Annotated in this window: 20 protein-coding genes; 14 read left to right on the top strand and 6 right to left on the bottom strand. The window is 43.5% G+C overall.

What is annotated here, in order from left to right; genetic code table 11:
* A partial coding sequence (gene proX, locus F6K53_RS32625) for a glycine betaine/L-proline ABC transporter substrate-binding protein ProX (protein WP_293083548.1) occupies window positions 1-680 on the top strand: 680 nt, incomplete at its 5' end.
* 35 nt (window positions 681-715) lie between these two features.
* Window positions 716-856, top strand: coding sequence for a hypothetical protein (locus F6K53_RS32620; RefSeq protein WP_293070103.1), 141 nt, complete (start codon window positions 716-718; stop codon window positions 854-856).
* Here the strand turns inward: F6K53_RS32620 and proB are convergent.
* Window positions 853-1,968, bottom strand: coding sequence for a glutamate 5-kinase (proB, locus tag F6K53_RS32615; RefSeq protein WP_293070101.1), 1,116 nt, complete (start codon window positions 1,966-1,968; stop codon window positions 853-855). The two genes, F6K53_RS32620 and proB, sit on opposite strands and share 4 nt — an antisense overlap.
* A gap of 514 nt (window positions 1,969-2,482) precedes the next feature.
* On the opposite strand from proB, the gene F6K53_RS32610 reads away from it, so the two are divergent.
* The gene (locus F6K53_RS32610) at window positions 2,483-3,391 is read left to right on the top strand and encodes an MBL fold metallo-hydrolase (RefSeq protein WP_293083545.1); all 909 of its coding nucleotides are present in this window, start codon (window positions 2,483-2,485) and stop codon (window positions 3,389-3,391) included.
* 291 nt (window positions 3,392-3,682) lie between these two features.
* Window positions 3,683-3,820, top strand: coding sequence for a hypothetical protein (locus tag F6K53_RS46100; protein ID WP_364303576.1), 138 nt, complete (start codon window positions 3,683-3,685; stop codon window positions 3,818-3,820).
* A gap of 406 nt (window positions 3,821-4,226) precedes the next feature.
* Here the strand turns inward: F6K53_RS46100 and F6K53_RS32600 are convergent, their stop codons facing one another.
* Window positions 4,227-4,769, bottom strand: coding sequence for a hypothetical protein (locus F6K53_RS32600; RefSeq protein ID WP_293025880.1), 543 nt, complete (start codon window positions 4,767-4,769; stop codon window positions 4,227-4,229).
* 417 nt (window positions 4,770-5,186) lie between these two features.
* On the opposite strand from F6K53_RS32600, the gene F6K53_RS32595 reads away from it, so the two are divergent.
* The gene (locus F6K53_RS32595) at window positions 5,187-5,357 is read left to right on the top strand and encodes a hypothetical protein (RefSeq protein ID WP_293070097.1); all 171 of its coding nucleotides are present in this window, start codon (window positions 5,187-5,189) and stop codon (window positions 5,355-5,357) included.
* Here the strand turns inward: F6K53_RS32595 and F6K53_RS32590 are convergent, their stop codons facing one another.
* Complete coding sequence (locus F6K53_RS32590) at window positions 5,358-5,531, bottom strand: hypothetical protein (protein WP_293070095.1); 174 nt, start codon at window positions 5,529-5,531, stop codon at window positions 5,358-5,360.
* Window positions 5,532-5,544: 13 nt separating this feature from the next.
* Here F6K53_RS32590 and F6K53_RS32585 point away from each other — a divergent pair, with 13 nt between their 5' ends.
* Genes F6K53_RS32585 through F6K53_RS32575 form a run of 3 tightly spaced genes read left to right on the top strand, consistent with a single transcriptional unit; the run spans window position 5,545 to window position 8,635 of the window.
* Window positions 5,545-6,816 (top strand): ABC transporter substrate-binding protein, encoded by a 1,272-nt coding sequence (locus F6K53_RS32585; RefSeq protein WP_293070093.1) that lies wholly within the window; start codon window positions 5,545-5,547, stop codon window positions 6,814-6,816.
* Window positions 6,817-6,875: 59 nt separating this feature from the next.
* Entirely contained in the window at window positions 6,876-7,757 is an 882-nt protein-coding gene (locus F6K53_RS32580) for a sugar ABC transporter permease (protein ID WP_293070091.1), read from the top strand.
* Entirely contained in the window at window positions 7,757-8,635 is an 879-nt protein-coding gene (locus F6K53_RS32575) for a carbohydrate ABC transporter permease (RefSeq protein ID WP_293083542.1), read from the top strand. The genes F6K53_RS32580 and F6K53_RS32575 overlap by 1 nt, the downstream gene beginning before the upstream one ends.
* A gap of 91 nt (window positions 8,636-8,726) precedes the next feature.
* Here F6K53_RS32575 and F6K53_RS32570 read toward each other — a convergent pair whose 3' ends face one another.
* Window positions 8,727-8,897, bottom strand: coding sequence for a hypothetical protein (locus F6K53_RS32570; protein WP_293070087.1), 171 nt, complete (start codon window positions 8,895-8,897; stop codon window positions 8,727-8,729).
* A gap of 112 nt (window positions 8,898-9,009) precedes the next feature.
* Here F6K53_RS32570 and F6K53_RS32565 point away from each other — a divergent pair, with 112 nt between their 5' ends.
* The 6 genes from F6K53_RS32565 (at window position 9,010) to F6K53_RS32540 (ending at window position 15,010) form a co-directional block, all read left to right on the top strand.
* Entirely contained in the window at window positions 9,010-9,423 is a 414-nt protein-coding gene (locus F6K53_RS32565; protein ID WP_293070085.1) for a four helix bundle protein, read from the top strand.
* A 142-nt stretch (window positions 9,424-9,565) separates the two neighbouring features.
* Complete coding sequence (locus tag F6K53_RS32560) at window positions 9,566-9,922, top strand: hypothetical protein (protein ID WP_293083539.1); 357 nt, start codon at window positions 9,566-9,568, stop codon at window positions 9,920-9,922.
* A 1-nt stretch (window position 9,923) separates the two neighbouring features.
* Complete coding sequence (locus F6K53_RS32555) at window positions 9,924-11,006, top strand: ABC transporter ATP-binding protein (RefSeq protein ID WP_293070079.1); 1,083 nt, start codon at window positions 9,924-9,926, stop codon at window positions 11,004-11,006.
* Between the two features lie 366 nt (window positions 11,007-11,372).
* Window positions 11,373-12,581, top strand: a complete 1,209-nt coding sequence (locus tag F6K53_RS32550; RefSeq protein WP_293083537.1) for a hypothetical protein — start codon at window positions 11,373-11,375, stop codon at window positions 12,579-12,581.
* 121 nt (window positions 12,582-12,702) lie between these two features.
* Window positions 12,703-14,169, top strand: coding sequence for a hypothetical protein (locus F6K53_RS32545; protein WP_293083534.1), 1,467 nt, complete (start codon window positions 12,703-12,705; stop codon window positions 14,167-14,169).
* 61 nt (window positions 14,170-14,230) lie between these two features.
* Window positions 14,231-15,010: a hypothetical protein gene (locus tag F6K53_RS32540; protein ID WP_293083532.1), complete on the top strand. Its 780-nt coding sequence runs from the start codon at window positions 14,231-14,233 to the stop codon at window positions 15,008-15,010.
* A 49-nt stretch (window positions 15,011-15,059) separates the two neighbouring features.
* Here the strand turns inward: F6K53_RS32540 and F6K53_RS32535 are convergent, their stop codons facing one another.
* The gene (locus F6K53_RS32535; protein ID WP_293070071.1) at window positions 15,060-16,121 is read right to left on the bottom strand and encodes a catalase family protein; all 1,062 of its coding nucleotides are present in this window, start codon (window positions 16,119-16,121) and stop codon (window positions 15,060-15,062) included.
* Between the two features lie 245 nt (window positions 16,122-16,366).
* Window positions 16,367-17,317 (bottom strand): hypothetical protein, encoded by a 951-nt coding sequence (locus F6K53_RS32530; RefSeq protein ID WP_293070069.1) that lies wholly within the window; start codon window positions 17,315-17,317, stop codon window positions 16,367-16,369.
* Window positions 17,318-17,949: the final 632 nt, after the last annotated feature.

The following is a 17,949-nucleotide window of genomic DNA, read 5'->3' as shown; positions in this document are numbered from 1 at the left end:
TTATTGCTGATGGTTTGCAAAGCTATCAGATAGATAAAAAAACTGCTGAACAATACAAAATCAATAATTTGGAACAACTAAAAGACCCCAAGATTGCCAAACTTTTTGACTCTGATGGAGATGGCAAAGCCAACTTAACTGGTTGTAATCCAGGTTGGGGGTGTGAGTTGGTAATTGAACATCAGCTGGATGCTTACAAGTTGCGCGATACCGTTGAACATGACCAAGGCAACTATGATGTTCTCTTGGCAGCTACATTGGGTCGCTATAAACAAGGACAACCCATTTTATTTTATAGCTATATTCCCCACTGGTCAGTGACAGTATTAAAGCCAGGAGAAGATACCATTAGATTAGAGGTTCCTTTTCTTTCACTCCCTAAAGAACAGGAAAATATAACAGAAAAAGATACTACTGTTGACGGAAAAAATGTCGGTTTTGCTGTGGATAAAGTTCGGGTGATGGCAAACAAGAAATTTTTAGCAGCCAATCCAGCTGCCAAACGCCTGTTTGAGTTGATTACGGTTCCGATTGAGGATGTGAATGCTCAACAAAAACTGGTACAAGATGGTGAAAGTAGCCCAAAAGATATTCGCCGCCATGCCGAAGAATGGGTGAATAAAAACCAGGAACTCTTTGATAGTTGGGTAGAATCAGCAAAAAAGGCAGCCACGAATTAAAACTATCCTCAAAACACCGCTATATAATAGCGTTTATGATAGCTATCAGGTACACAAGATTTTTTCCCGATTCCCGATTCCCGATTCCCGATTCCCGATTCCCGATTCCCGATTCCCGATTCCCGATTCCCGATTCCCTACTCCCTACTCCCTACTCCCTACTCCCTACTCCCTAATTCATCAGTACCAAATTATCCCGATGAACCACAGTTTCTGCCCCCTTGTAACCCAAAATAGTCAGGATTTGTTCGGATTTATGCCCTCGAATCTTATGTAATTCATTACTGTTGTAGTTCACCAGTCCCCTAGCAATTTCCGTACCATTGCTATCACATAGCTCTACGGCATCTGATGAGCGAAAATCCCCCTCTATGGCAGTGATACCAGCCGCTAAGAGAGATTTGCCCCCATCATAAACTGCCTTGAGCGCTCCATTATCAAGATAAAGTTTCCCGGCTGGCACTAAACTGTAAGCAATCCAGTGTTTGCGGGCTTTATTGGTTTGAGTTTGGGGGGCAAACTGGGTGCCCAGGGATTCTCCCTGTAAAATTCTTTCAATGTTATCCGGACATCGTCCTTCAGTGATTACAGTTCTAACCCCAGCATTAGTAGCAATTCGGGCAGCAGCAACTTTGGTTACCATCCCACCAGTGCCCCAACCAGAGCCTGAGTCATCAGCTTGTACCTCTAGTTCAGTTAACTCCTCAATGCTGTTGACTGAAATAATCGGTTCAGCATCCGGTACCTTACGGGGGTCTGCTGAGTAAAGTCTATCCACATCAGTTAGTAAAAACAACCAATCCGATTCAATCAAACTAGCTACTAGGGCGCTAAGGGTATCGTTATCGCCAAATTTCAGTTCATCTACGGCTACAGTATCATTTTCATTCACCACTGGGATCACCCCCAGCTGGAGTAGTTCCCGAAAGGTAGCATAGGCATTAACATAGCAACTACGCTGTACAAAATCTCGGCGGCTGAGGAGAATCTGAGCAATGGGTTGGTTGAGGTTGTTAAATAAGTCATCATATATCCGCATCAGCCGTCCTTGACCAACCGCTGCGATCGCTTGTTTGAGAGGGAGTGTATTAGGTCGTGATGTTAACCCCAGTCGCCCACAGCCAATCCCCACAGCGCCAGAGGTAACCAGTACCACTTGATGACCTTCAGAACGCAGCCGAGTCAGGGTTTCCACTAGGGCAGCAATGGTAGATAGGGCCAACTGACCTGTTGCTGGTTGAGTTAAACTAGATGTGCCGACTTTGACAACTATCTTTTGATTGGTCATTGGTGATTAATCTGGTTTCTGTTGATCATACCTCCGAGGGGGAATCTATGTCAGGTGTAGTTTTCCTCTGGTACCACTGCCAAGTATGTGATCAAAATCACATACTTTGGTTGTGTAACCTACAACACATTCAGGTAAATATTGCTACGCTTTTGGGAATCATAGGAATAAGAAGTACTTGCTAGCAGCATTGATGAACTATACTGGTAAACTTGAGCTACTTTGTATAACGGATACACCCTACCACAACAGGGTAATTCAGTCATCTAATCACCTCTAACCAGTAACAATCCAGGTGAAATCCTTCGTGATTATTAGTCTGACGCTTGTGCTAAGGCCTCCTGTGCAATGTGCTTGAATTCTAGCTATCAAAGCTAAGGGTAAATAGGAATTGGGCCAAGGGTACTTGACTATTCTAGCTTTACCTTTTCCCCTTCCTGGATTACCATACACTGACATCCTCTTAGTCAGCCGTCACTGATGAACTAACTGCAAAAGCCTGCAAGGAAAAATTATGTCTAATACCCACAACTTATTCACTATTCGTTTTTGGGGCGTCAGAGGTAGTATTGCCTGTCCAGGACCAGAAACAGTTCGGTATGGAGGCAACACACCTTGTATAGAGATGCTAGTTGGTCATGAGCGTCTAATTTTTGATGGTGGCACAGGGTTGCGAGTTTTGGGACAGTCTCTACTCAAGGAGATGCCGGTAGAAGCTCATCTATTTTTTACCCACTCTCATTGGGATCATATTCAGGGTTTCCCTTTCTTTACCCCTGCCTTTATTAAAAAGAATTGTTTCCATATTTATGGCACCTGCGCACCTAACGGTGCGACCATCGAGAATCGTCTAACTGATCAGATGACCCACCCAAATTTTCCAGTTCCCTTGCAAATTATGCAATCGAAAAAGAAGTTCTATAACCTTGAGATCGGAGAAACAGTCAAGATTGGTGAGATTACGGTAGAAAATGCGCCCTTGAACCATCCTGGTGAAGCCGTTGGCTATCGAGTTAACTGGCGAGGCTATTCAGCTGCCTACATCACTGACACAGAACATCTCGAAGAGGGTTTAGATAAAAATGTCCTGCGGCTGGCCCGTCATGCGGACGTGATGATTTACGACGCTGCCTACACTAATGAAGAATACTACTCTGAGGTATCAAGCAAAATGGGTTGGGGACATTCCACCTGGCAGGAAGCTATTAATGTTGCTCGAGCTGCTAATGCCAAAAAATTGGTTATCTTCCATCATGACCCCCTGCATAATGATGATGTTTTGGACCATATCGGAGAACAGGCTGTTAAGGAGTTTTCTAATACGATTATGGCGCGGGAAGGTCTGGAAATTGAGCTAGTGCAATCTTCTGGGTCACATCTGCTTGAGGTTAAGGATGGGAAAATGCCTCTGAGCAAAGTTTAATATAGCAATTTTCAAGGTCGTGAGGTACAAAATGCTGGGTTTTAGGGAGCAGGGAGTAGGGAGTAGGGAGTAGGGGGAAATAAATTGAATTTACCTCATAAGCATGAACAACAGTATGATCAACGCTATATCTAAAAATAAAATTGCCAATTACTAATTAACAATTAACTGTCATAAAATAACTGACTTGAAAAGTGATTAACTGTAATTAACATCACATGCTTCTTATAGTCATAGGCGGTCTTTTTAAAGTAAAGACCGCCTATAAAGTGCTGCTGATATTTTGTAAGCATTCAGCGGTCAGCGGTCAGCGGTCAGCGGTCAGCGGTCAGCGGTCAGCGGTCAGCGGTCAGTGGTCAGTGGTCAGTGGTCAGTGGTCAGCGGTCAGCGGTCAGCGGTCAGCGGTCAGCCGTCAGCTTCTTTTATTAAAAAGCTGTTTCCGTAGCTTGGCCAATAGCTGATACAAAATAGCTGATACCAAATAGCTGAATGCTGAATGCTGAATGCTGAATGCTGAATGCTTACTTATTTTATAGGCTGCAACTTTAGCTTGCTCAGAGACTTGGGGTGCTGCTTTTAGAGATGTTTGGAGAGATTCTAGCTGAGCCGATAGGTTTTGGTTTTGACTTTGGAGTGCTTCAACTAGCACAATTTCTTTCACCAGAACTTGAGGATTTCTGATGCTTGTGGATGGTTCAGAAGCATCAGAAGTATTCTTGATGCCATCGCGAATGGGGGTTCCACCCTTTGGCCGACTGCATCCCTTGGTGTAGCCTAAGAAAGTTTGAGCAGAGGCAAACTGATAGATTGCAGCTTTTACGTTTCTCTGCTGCCATCATATCCCTAGGTTTTCAAGCACTGGTTGCTGGGTAACTACTAACGGTTCCATTAACGGTTCCATAACTGTTATCGGTTTCTCCATGACCACGGTCCCAGAAACCTTCTTTGCCATCGGTACGCTGGCAGCATCAGCAAATTTTACTTCTTGATAAGCAACCACATTATCTAGCTTCTGTTGCTTCTGTGTGTTCAGCTCGGATGTTGAAACTTGTAGTTGTTGAATTAACTTTTCCTTTTCCTGAAGAGCTTGCTCGATAGTGTCTAACTCAGACTCAATGGTAGCTGACTTCCGGGAAGAGTCCTGCCACCCAGCTACAGTAGCATTAGATATACCTACTCCCAAACTGATTAACATCGCTAGTCCCAAGTAAGGAGCCGCCGCATCCTTGACCTTACCATGGAAAAATAGTTCATCTTGGATGCGGATGGTGAGGGACTCTTCACCAAATATGGCTACAGGTAAGGTGAAGATACAAAAGAGTGTAGTGGAAATGAATACTGGTGCCAAGATGAATTTTTGGATTGTAGATCCGTTCACAATTACTCCCTTAGGATAGCTACGTAGAACTTAATGACTAGTACCGCTGTGTGGCATTGAAACTCAAAAATGCCAAATAAAAAATGCCAAATAAAAACGCTCATCATGTCTGCTTTTCATTGGTTTTTAACAGTAGGTTTATAGCCAGCGTTTTGTCCTAGTTTGAAGCTCAGGGGTTTGCGATCGCCTCTGCGTTATGTTAGGGATTGGGTATACCTCATGTTTGATTTAAGTCCAATCCGAGGGCAACTCCATAACTTTCCTTAACTTTTAGTTATCGACTGCTCTTGGCCAGATCGGTAGATTATTTGTGTACGGAGCAAAAAGCAGGAAAATACCTGCTACGGGGCCTGTAATTTTACCTAGCCATTGAGTTCACGACCAGTACTAGAACTTGTTTAAGGTAAGCATTTAATCATGAACCAATCTACATTCGATAAATCTTTCCTGACACCAATCGTGTTATCAACAATTATCTTTGCTCTTCTGAGCTTGCCCATAGTTTTGCTCGGAGCAAAGCCGATCTGTATGAATCTCCTACAGAGTCGGATAGTTGATGGTAAACTGATGAATGCTGCGACGCGCTGATTAAGGACGACCTTGGTTGTCTATAGCAAAGGGAACAGGGAGTAGGGAGTAGGGAGTAGGGAACTTCAGATCAAAAATTCTCACAATTGATTTAGGATTCCTATATAGCAGTTCTCCCATGACAAAGAGCAAAAAATTAGGCCAAGGTTTCACTAAACTGCTTAGACCTGTCATAATCCTGATTATTTTGGGAATTCTGCTTGCCAGTGTGATCCTGTCCCAGTCTTGGGCACTACCAGCACTGACCCAGCACCCTGTGAAACTCACCCTATTGATGGGAGCGGGGGAATTTTCCTATTGGCAGGAACTACTGGTCAAGAATTTTGAGGCAGAGAATCCAGATATTCAAATGGAACTGATCGAAGGACCATTAAACTCTGACTTAACAGAAGACCTCTATACGTCGGCTTTCATTTTAGGAAACTCACCCTATGACCTGATTAACATGGACGTGATTTGGGCTCCTAAATTTGCCGCTGCAGGGTGGTTACTAGACCTATCAGACCGGGTTACTAAGGAGTATTTAAAGGAATTTCTGGATAAAGCAGTTGATTCAGGACGCTACCAGGGGAAACTATACCGCATACCATTCCGTTCCGATGGTGGTATGCTTTACTATCGTAAGGATTTGCTAGAGCAAGCTGGATTCCAAGCCCCAAAAACTTTTGAGCAGTTGGTCAGCATTTCCCAACAATTGCAGGAAAACCATGATCCAAAATGGGGCTATCTTTGGCAAGGTCGTCAATATGAAGGGTTGTCAGCCATGTTTGTGGAGATACTTGCAGGCTTTGGTGGTTTCTGGGTTGACCCGGAAACCTTGGAAGTGGGTTTGGATAAACCGGAAGCGATTCAAGCTGTAGAGTTTCTGCGCAGCACCATCAAACAAGGGATTTCACCCCCTGGTGTCACTACCTATCGGGAAGAAGAAACACGACTGTTGTTTCAAAATGGGGATGCGGTATTTCTGAGGAATTGGCCCTATGTTTGGTCATTAGCAAATCAAGAGGGTTCAAACGTCAAAGGCAAGATTGGCATTAGCCCTATGGTTCATGGTCCTGGTGGCAAACCTGGTTCTTGCTTAGGAGGTTGGGGTTTGGGAATTGCTAAATCTTCCAAACATCCTGAGGAAGCCTGGAGGGCTATTGACTATTTCACCAGTGAGAAAGCCCAGCGTCGGTATACTCTGGAAACTGGCTATCTGCCAACCCGACGGAAGCTGTTTGCAGACCCAGAGATTGTTGAGAAATATCCCTACTATCCAAAATTGCTAGAGGTGTTAGAGGGCTCTGTGTTGCGTCCACCAGTTGCCCAATATTCCCAGGTATCGGATATTTTACAACGGTACCTCAACGCTGTGCTAACTAATCCCAAACTCAGTGCTGAAAAAATGATGAAAGCAGCAGCTGATGAAACTCGTAGGCTGTTGTCGGTAGAAGGAAGAATTAAGAATGAAGAATGAAGAATTAAGAATTAAGAATTAAGAATTAAGAATTAAGAATTAAGAATTAAGAATTAAGAATGAAAACTGATCCGATAGCAGCACAGGAGCAAAGGACAGGGTGGCTGTTGGTAACACCAGCATTGTTACTACTCCTGCTAGTCTATGGCTATCCTATTTTGCGTTCGTTCTGGTTAAGTTTGTTCACTAAGAACCTAGGGACACAGCTACAACCGGTCTTTTCTGGTCTGAATAATTATGGGCGAATGATGGGGGATGGTCGCTTCTGGCACAGTCTCTGGAATACTGTGATTTTCACTTCAGTATCTGTTGCTCTGGAACTGGTGCTAGGAATTGCGATCGCATTAATTTTGAATCAAACCTTTAAAGGACGGGGTATTGTGCGCACCATCGCCATCCTGCCTTGGGCATTGCCAACTGCTTTGATCGGTCTAGTCTGGGCTTGGATGTTTAATGACCAGTTTGGGGTTTGGAATGATATCTTACTGCGTCTAGGTATTATTGAAGACGGAATCAACTGGCTAGGATACCCTACAACAGCGATGATGGCAGTGATTGCCGCAGACGTTTGGAAAACTACACCCTTCATCAGCATCTTACTCCTAGCTGGCTTGCAGTCTATTCCCCAAGACCTATACGAAGCCCATGCCCTAGACGGTGCTACACCCTGGCAAAGTTTCAAGCAAATTACTCTACCGCTATTGACGCCCCAAATCCTAATTTCCCTACTGTTCCGCTTTGCCCAAGCATTCGGAGTCTTCGACCTGATCAAAGTGATGACTGGAGGTGGTCCCGGAGGAGCGACAGAAGTTGTATCTCTCTACATCTATACCACTGTTATGGATTATCTAGACTTTGGTTATGGTGCTGCCCTTGTGGTAGTAACCTTTTTGATACTGGTAACCACGGTGGTAATTATAGCGCTAAGCTCACGGAACTAATGACTACTATTCCTAACTCATCATCTCCTCAACCCAAAACAAAACAAATTAACATTATCAAACCAATCATCCTCCCCCTAGGAATCATCTTATTGGTCATTTTCTGCCTAGCACCACTCCTTTGGCAATTCCTCACCTCCCTCAAAGTTAACCAAGATATCTCTTCCCTTCCTAATATTTATTTCCCTAGGCGATATACACTTGACCACTATATAAACTTATTTACCCTGCGCCCCCTAGTTCACTATATTTTCAACAGCGCCTTTGTATCAATTGCTTCTACACTATTGTGTTTAGGGATAGGAACTCCCGCTGCTTACGCCTTAGCACGGTTAACCCTAAGGGGAGAAAAAATCATCCTTGCCGGGATTATAATTATTACCTTATTTCCCTTTATTTTGATATTCCTAGGACTCCTGGAAATTATCCAGATTCTTCAACTAGGAAATAATTATTTAAGCCTCATTGTTTCCTATACAGCTATCAATCTTCCTCTCACCATATTAGTGATGCGAAGTTTTTTTCAACAGCTACCGCGAGAGCTAGAAGATGCTGCTAAAGTAGATGGCTATAGCACCTGGCAAATGCTAATCCAAATTTTGTTACCCCTAACCGTTCCAGCTTTAGTAACCACAGGAATACTTACCTTTATTTTTGCTTGGAATGAATTTATTTTAGCCCTCACTTTCATTAGCCAAGAATCCATGAAAACCCTTCCCGTTGCTGCCGCTCAGTTAAGTGGTTCTATAGGGAAAGAGATTCCCTACGGTGCGATTGCTGCTATGACAGTTATAGGAACATTTCCCCTAGTGGTATTAGTAATGTTTTTCCAAGGTAAAATTGTCCAAGGTTTAACATCGGGAGCAGTTAAGGGTTAAGGGTTAAGGGTTGAAGGTTGGAAGGTTGAAGGTTGAAGGTTTGGAGGGTTGGAGGTTGAAGGTTGGAGGTTAGAGGTTTAAGGTTGAAGGTTTAAAGTTTAAGGTTTAAGGTTGGAGGGTTGGAGGGTTCGAGGGTTCGAGGGTTGGAGGTTTGGAGGTTGTTCGCCCTTAGGGTTCTTTGTAGGGTAGGTTTTAATACCAAGTTGGGGTCAAACCTACAACTTTCTCTTCCGCCAATCTCCCCATCTCCCCATCTCCCCATCTCCCTATCTCCCTATCTCCCTATCTCCCTATCCAAGCAATCTACTCTCTTTGAATGCAACTCGGTATAAGATTGAATTTTTTAAGATTGAATTTTTTAAGTGTGGAAGACTATGGGAACGATAAAACGATTTGAAGAAATTCAGGGATGGCAGACAGCACGGGAGTTAACAAGGTTGGTTTACGCACTGTCAAAGGAGGGAGAGTTTTCCCGTGATTTTGGTTTGTGCAACCAGATGCGTCGTGCAGCGGTTTCTATCATGTCAAATATTGCTGAGGGCTTTGAGAGTCGGACACAACGTCTTTTTATTGAGTTCTTAGGTCGAGCTAAAGGCTCTGCGGGTGAACTACGTTCTCAAGCCTATGTTGCTCTTGATGCTGGTTACATTCATCAATCTCAGTTTACACAACTATTTGATCTATGTCAGAAGTGTAGCCGACAAATTACAGGCTTCATGGCATATCTGAAAACCTACCCTGATCAAAACCGACTCCGCGAGGACGAAGGAAATTATCGTATTGATTGACAGTTTTGAAACTCGACTCCCCTAAGATCGTTTCTCTTTACATCTGAATTGTAAACATTGATGGGTAGATGGAACGAGAGTATAATTTTCCCGCGAATTTTGCCTAATTGCAAAAGCCATCTAGCGCGGTCTTGGGGAGGCAGTGCCGTATGGCGGAAGTAATGCGATCGCGCTTTTCCCCACACACCTCCAAAACCATCAACCATCAACCATCAACCAGCTAACCTCCAAACCTCCCAACCTCCCAACCTCCCAACCTCCCAACCTCCCAACCTCCCAACCTTGGCCTATTGGCCACGCTACGCGAACAACCTTCAACCTTCAACCTCCAAACCTCCCAACCTCCCAACCTCCCAACCTCCCAACCTCCCAACCTTGGCCTATTGGCCACGCTACGCGAACAACCTTCAACCTCCAAACCTTCAACCTCCCAACCTTGGCCTATTGGCCACGCTACGCGAACAACCTTCAACCAAATAACCTCCAAACCTCCAGATAGTATGCCTAAACTACAGCTACATAATATTAATAAAATCTACAAGACTAACAAGGGTAACGTCATCCCAGTTAAAGACATTAGCTTAGAGGTGGATGAAGGAGAATTTCTGACCCTACTTGGGCCATCGGGATGTGGTAAATCTACGATGCTGCGACTCATTGCTGGATTAGAGCAACCCACCCATGGCAAAGTAATTATCAATGGACGGGATGTTACTCATGTCAGACCAGGCGATCGCAATATCGCTATGGTTTTCCAAAGCTATGCTCTCTATCCTCATATGACCGTATATGACAATATGGCAGCTAGTCTGAAACTCCATAAAGTCCCTTCTGACCAAATTCAGAGCCTGGTGCAGGAGGTAGCGAATAAACTGGGACTGGAAAATTTGATGGAGCGTAAGCCTAGTCAGCTATCTGGTGGTCAGCGGCAGCGGGTGGCTCTGGGCAGGGCATTGGTGCGCCAACCGGCTGTGTTTTTGTTGGACGAACCTCTAAGTAATTTGGATGCTTTGCTGCGAGAGCAAGTTAGGGCAGATTTGAAGCAGCTATTTGTTGCTCAAAAGGCACCGGTGGTTTATGTGACTCATGACCAAACGGAAGCGATGACCCTCTCAACTAAGATTGCGGTGTTATCTGAGGGTAAGCTGCAACAGCTAGATACACCCCAGGGCATTTACAACCAGCCAGCAAATCAGTTTGTGGCTAGTTTTGTCGGTTCTCCCCAAATGAATTTACTGACACTTCACTGTCAGGGGAATTATGCCCTCTTGGGTCAGGTCAAAATTTCTTTGCCAAATTTGCCTCAAGTTCCGCCACAGATTGTTCTAGGTATCCGTCCAGAAGATCTGGCTCTAGCTCAACCTGAGGATAAATATAGGATTGAGGGTCGAATCTACCTGGTGGAAAATCTAGGGATGCATAATTTAATTAGTGTTCGAGTTAAGGGGTCAGACTCTCTCAGCATCCGAGCCTTATTACCAAATAATTTAACTTGGGAAACAGAAGAGGTTACCCTGGCTATACCACCCCAGTCGATTCACTGGTTTGATAGTGAAACATGTGTTCGCTTAGCGTCTCTTTAGAGAATCGCGTAGCGGCTCTTTGAGAGCATTGCATTTTACCCTAACTTTACCGAGTATAGCAGAAACAATTAGCTAAAAATATTAAGAAATATGTAGAAAATGTAGCCCTAGCAAGGAGAGGGCAGCGACCAGAGGAGAGTAATGTAAACAATGTTTATATTTTGACAGTGAAAACTAATCTTGATAAACTAAATAGGGTATAATTAATGATGATTGTAATCAAGTTACAGTGACATCAACTCGTAAATGCTATCTAGTCTAAAGCTAGATAGGGTTAAACGCGATCGCTAAACCGTAAGCTAAACCATAAACTTAGTTTCGACCAAACCCCATTATTAATTAATCATTCTTTAAAGGGAGGGCAAAATGTCCCCAAACCCCCTGACTGTTATTGTCAAGATCAAGCCTGGAGAAGAGCCAGCTCTAAAATCAATTCTCGAAGCCATTGACTCGGATCCAGCAAATAATCCCTATGTTCGCTTTCCTGAGAGCCGTAACACCCACTTGGCGCGTTTTGCCATCCTCAATGATCCTGATAATGGACCGCGCTTGCTCTTTTCCAGCAATTATGATGGTGAATTAGATAGCTACCTAAATGAAATAATTCAGATATCACCAGGAATGGATAGCCTATGGGAAAAATGCCAAGGCTATACCGGCAAGCCACAATTCTCTGAGTTTATTAACCAACACTCCTATCAGCCCGAAGCCTTCTACATCGCCTTTCGTAATGAAACAGTCGAAAGCCTCAAGAACTACATCGCAATTCGGAAACATATTGAAAATTTCTTAAATCTCAAGGATGTAGCTAACTACCTAGATTGTTCAGGAGTCAAGCCATTTTTAGATAAAGTTGCCCAGGTTTCTCAAACTAATACTTGGTGGGAAGTTGTGGGATTGAATGGATTAAAGATCTTGAGAGGATTGGTAGATATGGTTCAATATCCCTTGAACCTAATTCGCGAAATCCTGTTGGTTATAATAAATTTTCTGGCTAGCATACTGGGCAAACCGGAAAATAGAAGTGAAATTGGACAATATACTAGTGTGAAAGCTGATCTCGCTCAAAGTCAGCTTCTGGCCAACGCAGAAGATCGTTTTGTCCAGAACTCAATGAATCACCTTGTAGACATTAAGCCTGAGCGAATCAAGCGTCTGAAGATAGTATTATTTCTAGTTAATTGGGCTGGACAATATCTATTTCCACCAGCATCCCTAGTTAATATCACTACAATTCATTTTGCCCGTTGGCTGATTATTGATGAAGGGAAGCGTTTACTATTTTTAAGTAATTATGATGGCTCCTGGGATAATTATCTGAATGATTTTGTTGATCGAGCCAGCGACGGATTAAACTCCATTTGGAACAATACAATGACTTATCCAGAGGGAGGCGCTCAGGATATTGGGGCGTTCAAACAATATTTCCGAGATTACCAAACCCCATCCCTATTCTACTACAGTGCCTATCCTGAGCAAACTGTCCAAACTAGTTTGAGAGACCAACAAATTAGCAAAATGATCGGGACAAATTTTGATCGAGCTGCGATTGAGGAATGGTTAAAACTGCTCTAACGGTTTGTTTATAACAGTTTGTTGATAGATCTACTGAATAGAATAATTAATCGTCAGCTGGATGCAGCGATAACTCAGAGATAACTCTGTAACTCTAAACCCAGAAACGAGGGAAGTGACCATGTCAGAATTAACGCCAGAAGCACGGGAAGATATTCAGGGAATTATATTGAGTGGTTATGGGCATCTGCGCTATGCCTTATATTTATTTGTTCAAATCAAGAACCCTAAACAAGCTCAGGCATGGTTAAAGACTATTCTCCCGGAAATCACCACAGCTAAATTGTGGCCAAAACGACCAGATGGAACCACCGAAAAACCTGAATATACCTTGAATATTGCCTTTACCCACAAAGGATTGCAAGCTCTTAACCTACCACAGCACACTCTCGAAACATTTTCCAGGGAATTAATCGAAGGGATAGCTACTTCAAAACGTTCTCGTATATTAGGAGATACGGCAGAAAGCGCTCCAGATCAATGGGATGTCGGTGGAGCAAATAATGAAGAGATTCATATGCTGTTGATCCTTTATGGATTAGACCCCGAAAGCCTCGCCCAGCGGCGCAACCAATTGCTTCAAGATCAAGACGATAGTCTAGTGGTTGTGGCAGAAGAGCCTGGGTTTAGAGCTCCTAGTAATAAGGAGCATTTTGGCTTTAACGACAGTATTTCCCAGCCGATCATTGAGGGGACTCGAAACAACCAAAACCCTAATCAAGATGTGGTTAAGACTGGAGAGTTTATCCTGGGCTATCCAAATCAATACGATTTCTTGCCTGCGACCCCATCTGTGCCAGTAGACCAGGATAGTGATAACATCTTGCCCAGTTTTCCAGGTACAGAGCTGTCAGAGTTCAAAGATTTCGGACGTCATGGAACTTACCTGGTATACCGGAAGCTAGCCCAGGATGTAGCTGGCTTTTGGCAATATATTGCCCAACAAGGACATGATGGCGAAGGTTGTCCCCATGCTCCAACCATGAGCTTGCTTGCCGCTAAATTAGTAGGACGTTGGCCCAGTGGTACCCCTCTAGTGCTTGCCCCAGACCAGGATAACCCAGAGATTCAGGATAAGAATCAGTTCAAGTACTTACCAGAAGATAAGGAGGGTTATCGTTGCCCCATCGGTGCTCACATCCGTCGTAGCAACCCCAGAGATTCCTTTCTAGATGCCACCCCAGAGGATTCCTTTAAACTATCCAATCGGCATCGGATTATTCGACGGGGGGCTATTTACGGAGAACCTCTATTCCCCATCGATGATATCGAAAACGGTCAGTTGCCTGTGGATATCGAGGATGATGGCAAGCCCCGGGGACTACATTTCTTCAGTATTAATGCTAACATTAGGCGTCAATTTGAGTTTCTTCAGGAAACTTGGTGTAACAATCCTCGATTTAACAGTTTATATGATAACAAAGACCCGATCATCGGAGATAATGACGGTTCTGGTCATATGACCATTCAGCGTTCACTGATTCGTAAACGAATTAATAACCTACCTCGATTTGTAACCGTCAAGGGGGGTGGATACTTTTTTATGCCAAGTATCACCGCCATGCAATTTATGGTTAATTGTGGTTAAATTGTCCAATGCCAGACCTGTTCAAAACTACTATAGTGCATCTAAATAGTGCATCTAAACTATGATTCCATTTGCTCTAACCTTTGCAGCAGTTTTTTCTCTGGGAATTGGGTTGATCTCCGTGTTAACCGTAATGCCTCAGCTCGGTAAGCTAGGCAAGACTATCTCTGAGTTTTTTATCCAAGCCCCTGGGCTGGACATGATCTTATCAGTGATAGTATGGATTCCTTGGGTGATCAGTGGACTACTTGTAGGCTGGATGGGGGTTTTGGCTGCCCTAGTGGGTCAAATACTAGCGCTACAGTTGTGGATTGTTGCTCATGAATTAGTCCATTCTGAGGCAGTAAAAGGACCGAGAATTGTTAGCTACCTCAATCAGCGGTTTGGCTGGTGGCGAAACCACTTGGCATTATGGGTGACAGCGGTCAGTCTGCCAGTGTTTTTTTTGATTCGCCTTGCTGAAATAGCCTTGTATCCATTCCTAATCTGGTTACTGGGCTTCCCAAGTTACAAGCACAATGAATGGGTCAATGTCAGTCGCCAGAAGTTTGAAGGCTTAGTTGGTCATGATCTGATTTGGTGCCTTTACTGTGACTGGATGACTGGGGTGTATTCCCTTGGTGCTGAAATGTTGAGGAATGTCGAATCTTTCTGGTGTCCGATCCGCTTTTACAATGACAAAAAGTGCGAGAACTGTCGGCTGGATTTCCCAGATATCGACGGGGGTTGGGTTGCCAAAGACGGCACCATGGGAGACGTTGTACAAACAATAGAAGACAATATGCCTAGCGATCGCCAATGGACATGGTTTGGTCACCCAGATCGAGGGAATAGGGAGTAGGGAGTAGGGAATAGGGAATAGGGAGTAGGGACTCCCAACTCCCGACTCCCTACTTCGGCAAGACATCTAGGGGAAAAATCGAGAAAAATTCTTCTGTTGTCGGTTCTTTATGGGGGACATTATTCAGTCGGTTTCGTAGCCGAGAAATTAACTCGTAAACCTGCTTGCGAGGACGGTTAATTCCCCCTAAAGGTCTATGCTCTGGTAGAGAATGCCATGGGGTGTAGGACAAATTCTCACAAAATTTGATTTGCTCAGGAGATTCAAAAGCCTGAGCAGGAATCTTGAGAGTAGCTACTTTTTGATAGGGTGATTTCCAATCGATGGTGGGGTCTTCAATTGGCATCTTATCAGCATCGGTCTGAAACTGAATTAAGAAATCAAAGCAAGCTTCTTTATTGTTGAGATGTTCTCGGATTGCGTCGCGGAGATAGTTTTCTGTTTTAGGAATCGACTTAGAACTAGTTGAGATATTATCAGGAGAAGGCTTCAGGGAAAATTTAATCGCTCCTGACCCATATTTGTATGGAGTTGTACTCCAATATTGAGATTCTAATGGACTGCGAATCTTAGACAACCGAATCCGTAGTCCGATCTGGATCTCACGCCAGCGCCATTTAAATGGATTAAGTCCAGTTATGAAAAACTTTATGGGATTCCGGCTTCCAGAACGTTCAATTTCTGCAAAAAACTCAATGTAGTCTTTGGCATTGCGAACTACGAAAAGGGGGTGGTCTATTAGCAAAAAGTCTTGGGTTTCTTCATATTTTTCATCCTCCAAGACTTTGTCTCCTGGTACACCCATCAGTTTAACCGCCATACCATGGGCATCACCTTTGGTATCCTTCTGCTCACTGAAATTTGAAAAGCGAATACAAGCGGGGAAACGCTTTCCTGGTTCTTTAAAAATACCTACTCTAATCTTGTCATCGTTAGGGAGGTTAGGGTCAATGATAAATTCTCCTCTAACACAACCATGAGCTTTGGGATGTTCTCCCCGTTTTACAGGAGGATGTTTGTCAATAAGTCGTTCACTGATTTGAGCAATTTCACGAGTAGCTTCTTCTTCATCCGGCGGTACGTTTTCTTGACCAATTTCTAATTTAGTCATCGCTGTCGCCTCTTTTACTCCTTTGGCTTTTTAGTATTATAGCATCAGGGTAGGGAATAGGGAGTAGGGAGTAGGGAGTAGGGAGTAGGGAGTAGGGAGTAGGGAGTAGGGAGTAGTATTTAGTTTTATCGTTTGTTTTTTAAGTATTTAGTTTTTAGGTGGGCAGTGTCTAGTAATTTCATTGGCTTGCTAATCTAATCTCTCTCAACCACTGCCCACCCTAGGTTAGCTTACTACGTTAATGGTTAAGCAATGCTTAACCAAGTAGTAGCAAAGAAGTTATCTGTATTATTCCAAAGTTCAACTAGATCAGACTGAGCATCACCATTTACATCGGTAACTAAGTAATCAGTATCGACTCGAAAGTCCCCTACTTGTGTATTACTGCCGAGGCTAAATCCACCCAGACCATCACTAATCCAAGTCGCAGCAAAGAAATTATCTGTATTATTCCAAAGTTCAACTAGATCAGACTGAGCATCACCATTTACATCGGTAACTAAGTAATCAGTATCGACTCGAAAGTCCCCTACTTGTGTATTACTGCCGAGGCTAAATCCACCCAGACCATCACTAATCCAAGTCGCAGCAAAGAAATTATCTGTATTATTCCAAAGTTCGACTAGATCAGACTGAGCATCACCATTTACATCGGTGACTAAGTAATCAGTATCGACTCGAAAGTCCCCTACTCTGGTATTACCGCCGAAATCAAATTCACCCTGACCATCACTAATCCAAGTCGCAGCAAAGAAACTATCTGTATCATTCCAAAGCTCGACTAGATCAGACTCACCATCGCCATTTACATCGGTGACTAAGTAATTAGTATCGACTCGAAAGTCCCCTACTCTGGTATTACCGCCGAAGTCAAAATCACCCTGACCATCACTAATCCAAGTCGCAGCAAAGAAACTATCTGTATCATTCCAAAGCTCGACTAGATCAGACTCACCATCGCCATTTACATCGGTGACTAAGTAATTAGTATCGACTCGAAAGTCCCCTACTCTGGTATTACCGCCGAAGTTAAATCCACCCTGACCATTACTAATCCAAGTAGCAGCAAAGAAACTATCTGTATCATTCCAAAGCTCGACTAGATCAGACTGACCATCGCCATTTACATCGGTAACTAAGTAATCAGTATCGACTCGAAAGTCCCCGACTTGAGTTGTTGAACCTAGAGAAAACATTTAACTTGCACTCCTGTCATATGATTGACACGCTAAATACAGTACGGCAATCGTACTTTGATACTCCCCGCTCTCAAAAAACGGGGATTCTTGGCTCACGGATTCGACTTGCTATGACAGGTTTACACCAACCACAGTAGAGGTCAAATCTCCGCCAGTGTTTAGATATCTAATCCTGTTCCGGTGTGGCACACCGTGTTTGATAGATGACCAACACATTTATATAATCTCGAATTGAATCTAGATTTCATAGTACCCTTAAGGGTACCTTTTTCTTTAATAAAAATTAAGTTAAGTTAATTTACGGCGGTTTGCATAATTAAGAAGTACAGTAACAATCAGGAGCAAAGCAGTTACGAAAATCTTAAGGTGCGCTTGACCCATTAAGAATTAAATTCGCCACGGGTCGCACCTGTGGATAGATAACAGAATGGCTATTCGTAAAAACTTATAGAAATTATCATAGCTATGAGGTACACAATTTCTACATTTTAGGGAACAGGGAATAGGGAGATAGGGAGATAGGGAGATAGGGAGATAGGGAGATAGGGAGATAGGGAGATAGGGAGATAGGGAGATAGGGAGATAGGGAGATAGGGAGATAGGGAGATAGGGAGATAGGGAGATAGGGA

It is taken from the genome of Moorena sp. SIO4A1 (assembly GCF_010672065.1).
In the GTDB taxonomy this organism is placed as follows: Bacteria; Cyanobacteriota; Cyanobacteriia; order Cyanobacteriales; family Coleofasciculaceae; genus Moorena.
Note: the sequence above shows the minus strand (reverse complement) of the source record. Positions and strands in the feature narration are given on the sequence as shown.

Coding starts and splice junctions, on each gene's coding strand:
- F6K53_RS32610 (WP_293083545.1), top strand. CDS start 2,483: ATGTCTAATACCCACAACTTATTCACTATTCGTTTTTGGGGCGTCAGA.
- F6K53_RS32555 (WP_293070079.1), top strand. CDS start 9,924: ATGCCTAAACTACAGCTACATAATATTAATAAAATCTACAAGACTAAC.
- proB (WP_293070101.1), bottom strand. CDS start 1,968: ATGACCAATCAAAAGATAGTTGTCAAAGTCGGCACATCTAGTTTAACT.
- F6K53_RS32570 (WP_293070087.1), bottom strand. CDS start 8,897: ATGGGGAGATGGGGAGATGGGGAGATTGGCGGAAGAGAAAGTTGTAGG.
- F6K53_RS32565 (WP_293070085.1), top strand. CDS start 9,010: ATGGGAACGATAAAACGATTTGAAGAAATTCAGGGATGGCAGACAGCA.
- F6K53_RS32575 (WP_293083542.1), top strand. CDS start 7,757: ATGACTACTATTCCTAACTCATCATCTCCTCAACCCAAAACAAAACAA.
- F6K53_RS32595 (WP_293070097.1), top strand. CDS start 5,187: ATGAACCAATCTACATTCGATAAATCTTTCCTGACACCAATCGTGTTA.
- F6K53_RS32550 (WP_293083537.1), top strand. CDS start 11,373: ATGTCCCCAAACCCCCTGACTGTTATTGTCAAGATCAAGCCTGGAGAA.
- F6K53_RS32530 (WP_293070069.1), bottom strand. CDS start 17,317: ATGTTTTCTCTAGGTTCAACAACTCAAGTCGGGGACTTTCGAGTCGAT.
- F6K53_RS32590 (WP_293070095.1), bottom strand. CDS start 5,531: ATGACAGGTCTAAGCAGTTTAGTGAAACCTTGGCCTAATTTTTTGCTC.
- F6K53_RS32535 (WP_293070071.1), bottom strand. CDS start 16,121: ATGACTAAATTAGAAATTGGTCAAGAAAACGTACCGCCGGATGAAGAA.
- F6K53_RS32620 (WP_293070103.1), top strand. CDS start 716: ATGATAGCTATCAGGTACACAAGATTTTTTCCCGATTCCCGATTCCCG.
- F6K53_RS32580 (WP_293070091.1), top strand. CDS start 6,876: ATGAAAACTGATCCGATAGCAGCACAGGAGCAAAGGACAGGGTGGCTG.
- F6K53_RS32545 (WP_293083534.1), top strand. CDS start 12,703: ATGTCAGAATTAACGCCAGAAGCACGGGAAGATATTCAGGGAATTATA.
- F6K53_RS32540 (WP_293083532.1), top strand. CDS start 14,231: ATGATTCCATTTGCTCTAACCTTTGCAGCAGTTTTTTCTCTGGGAATT.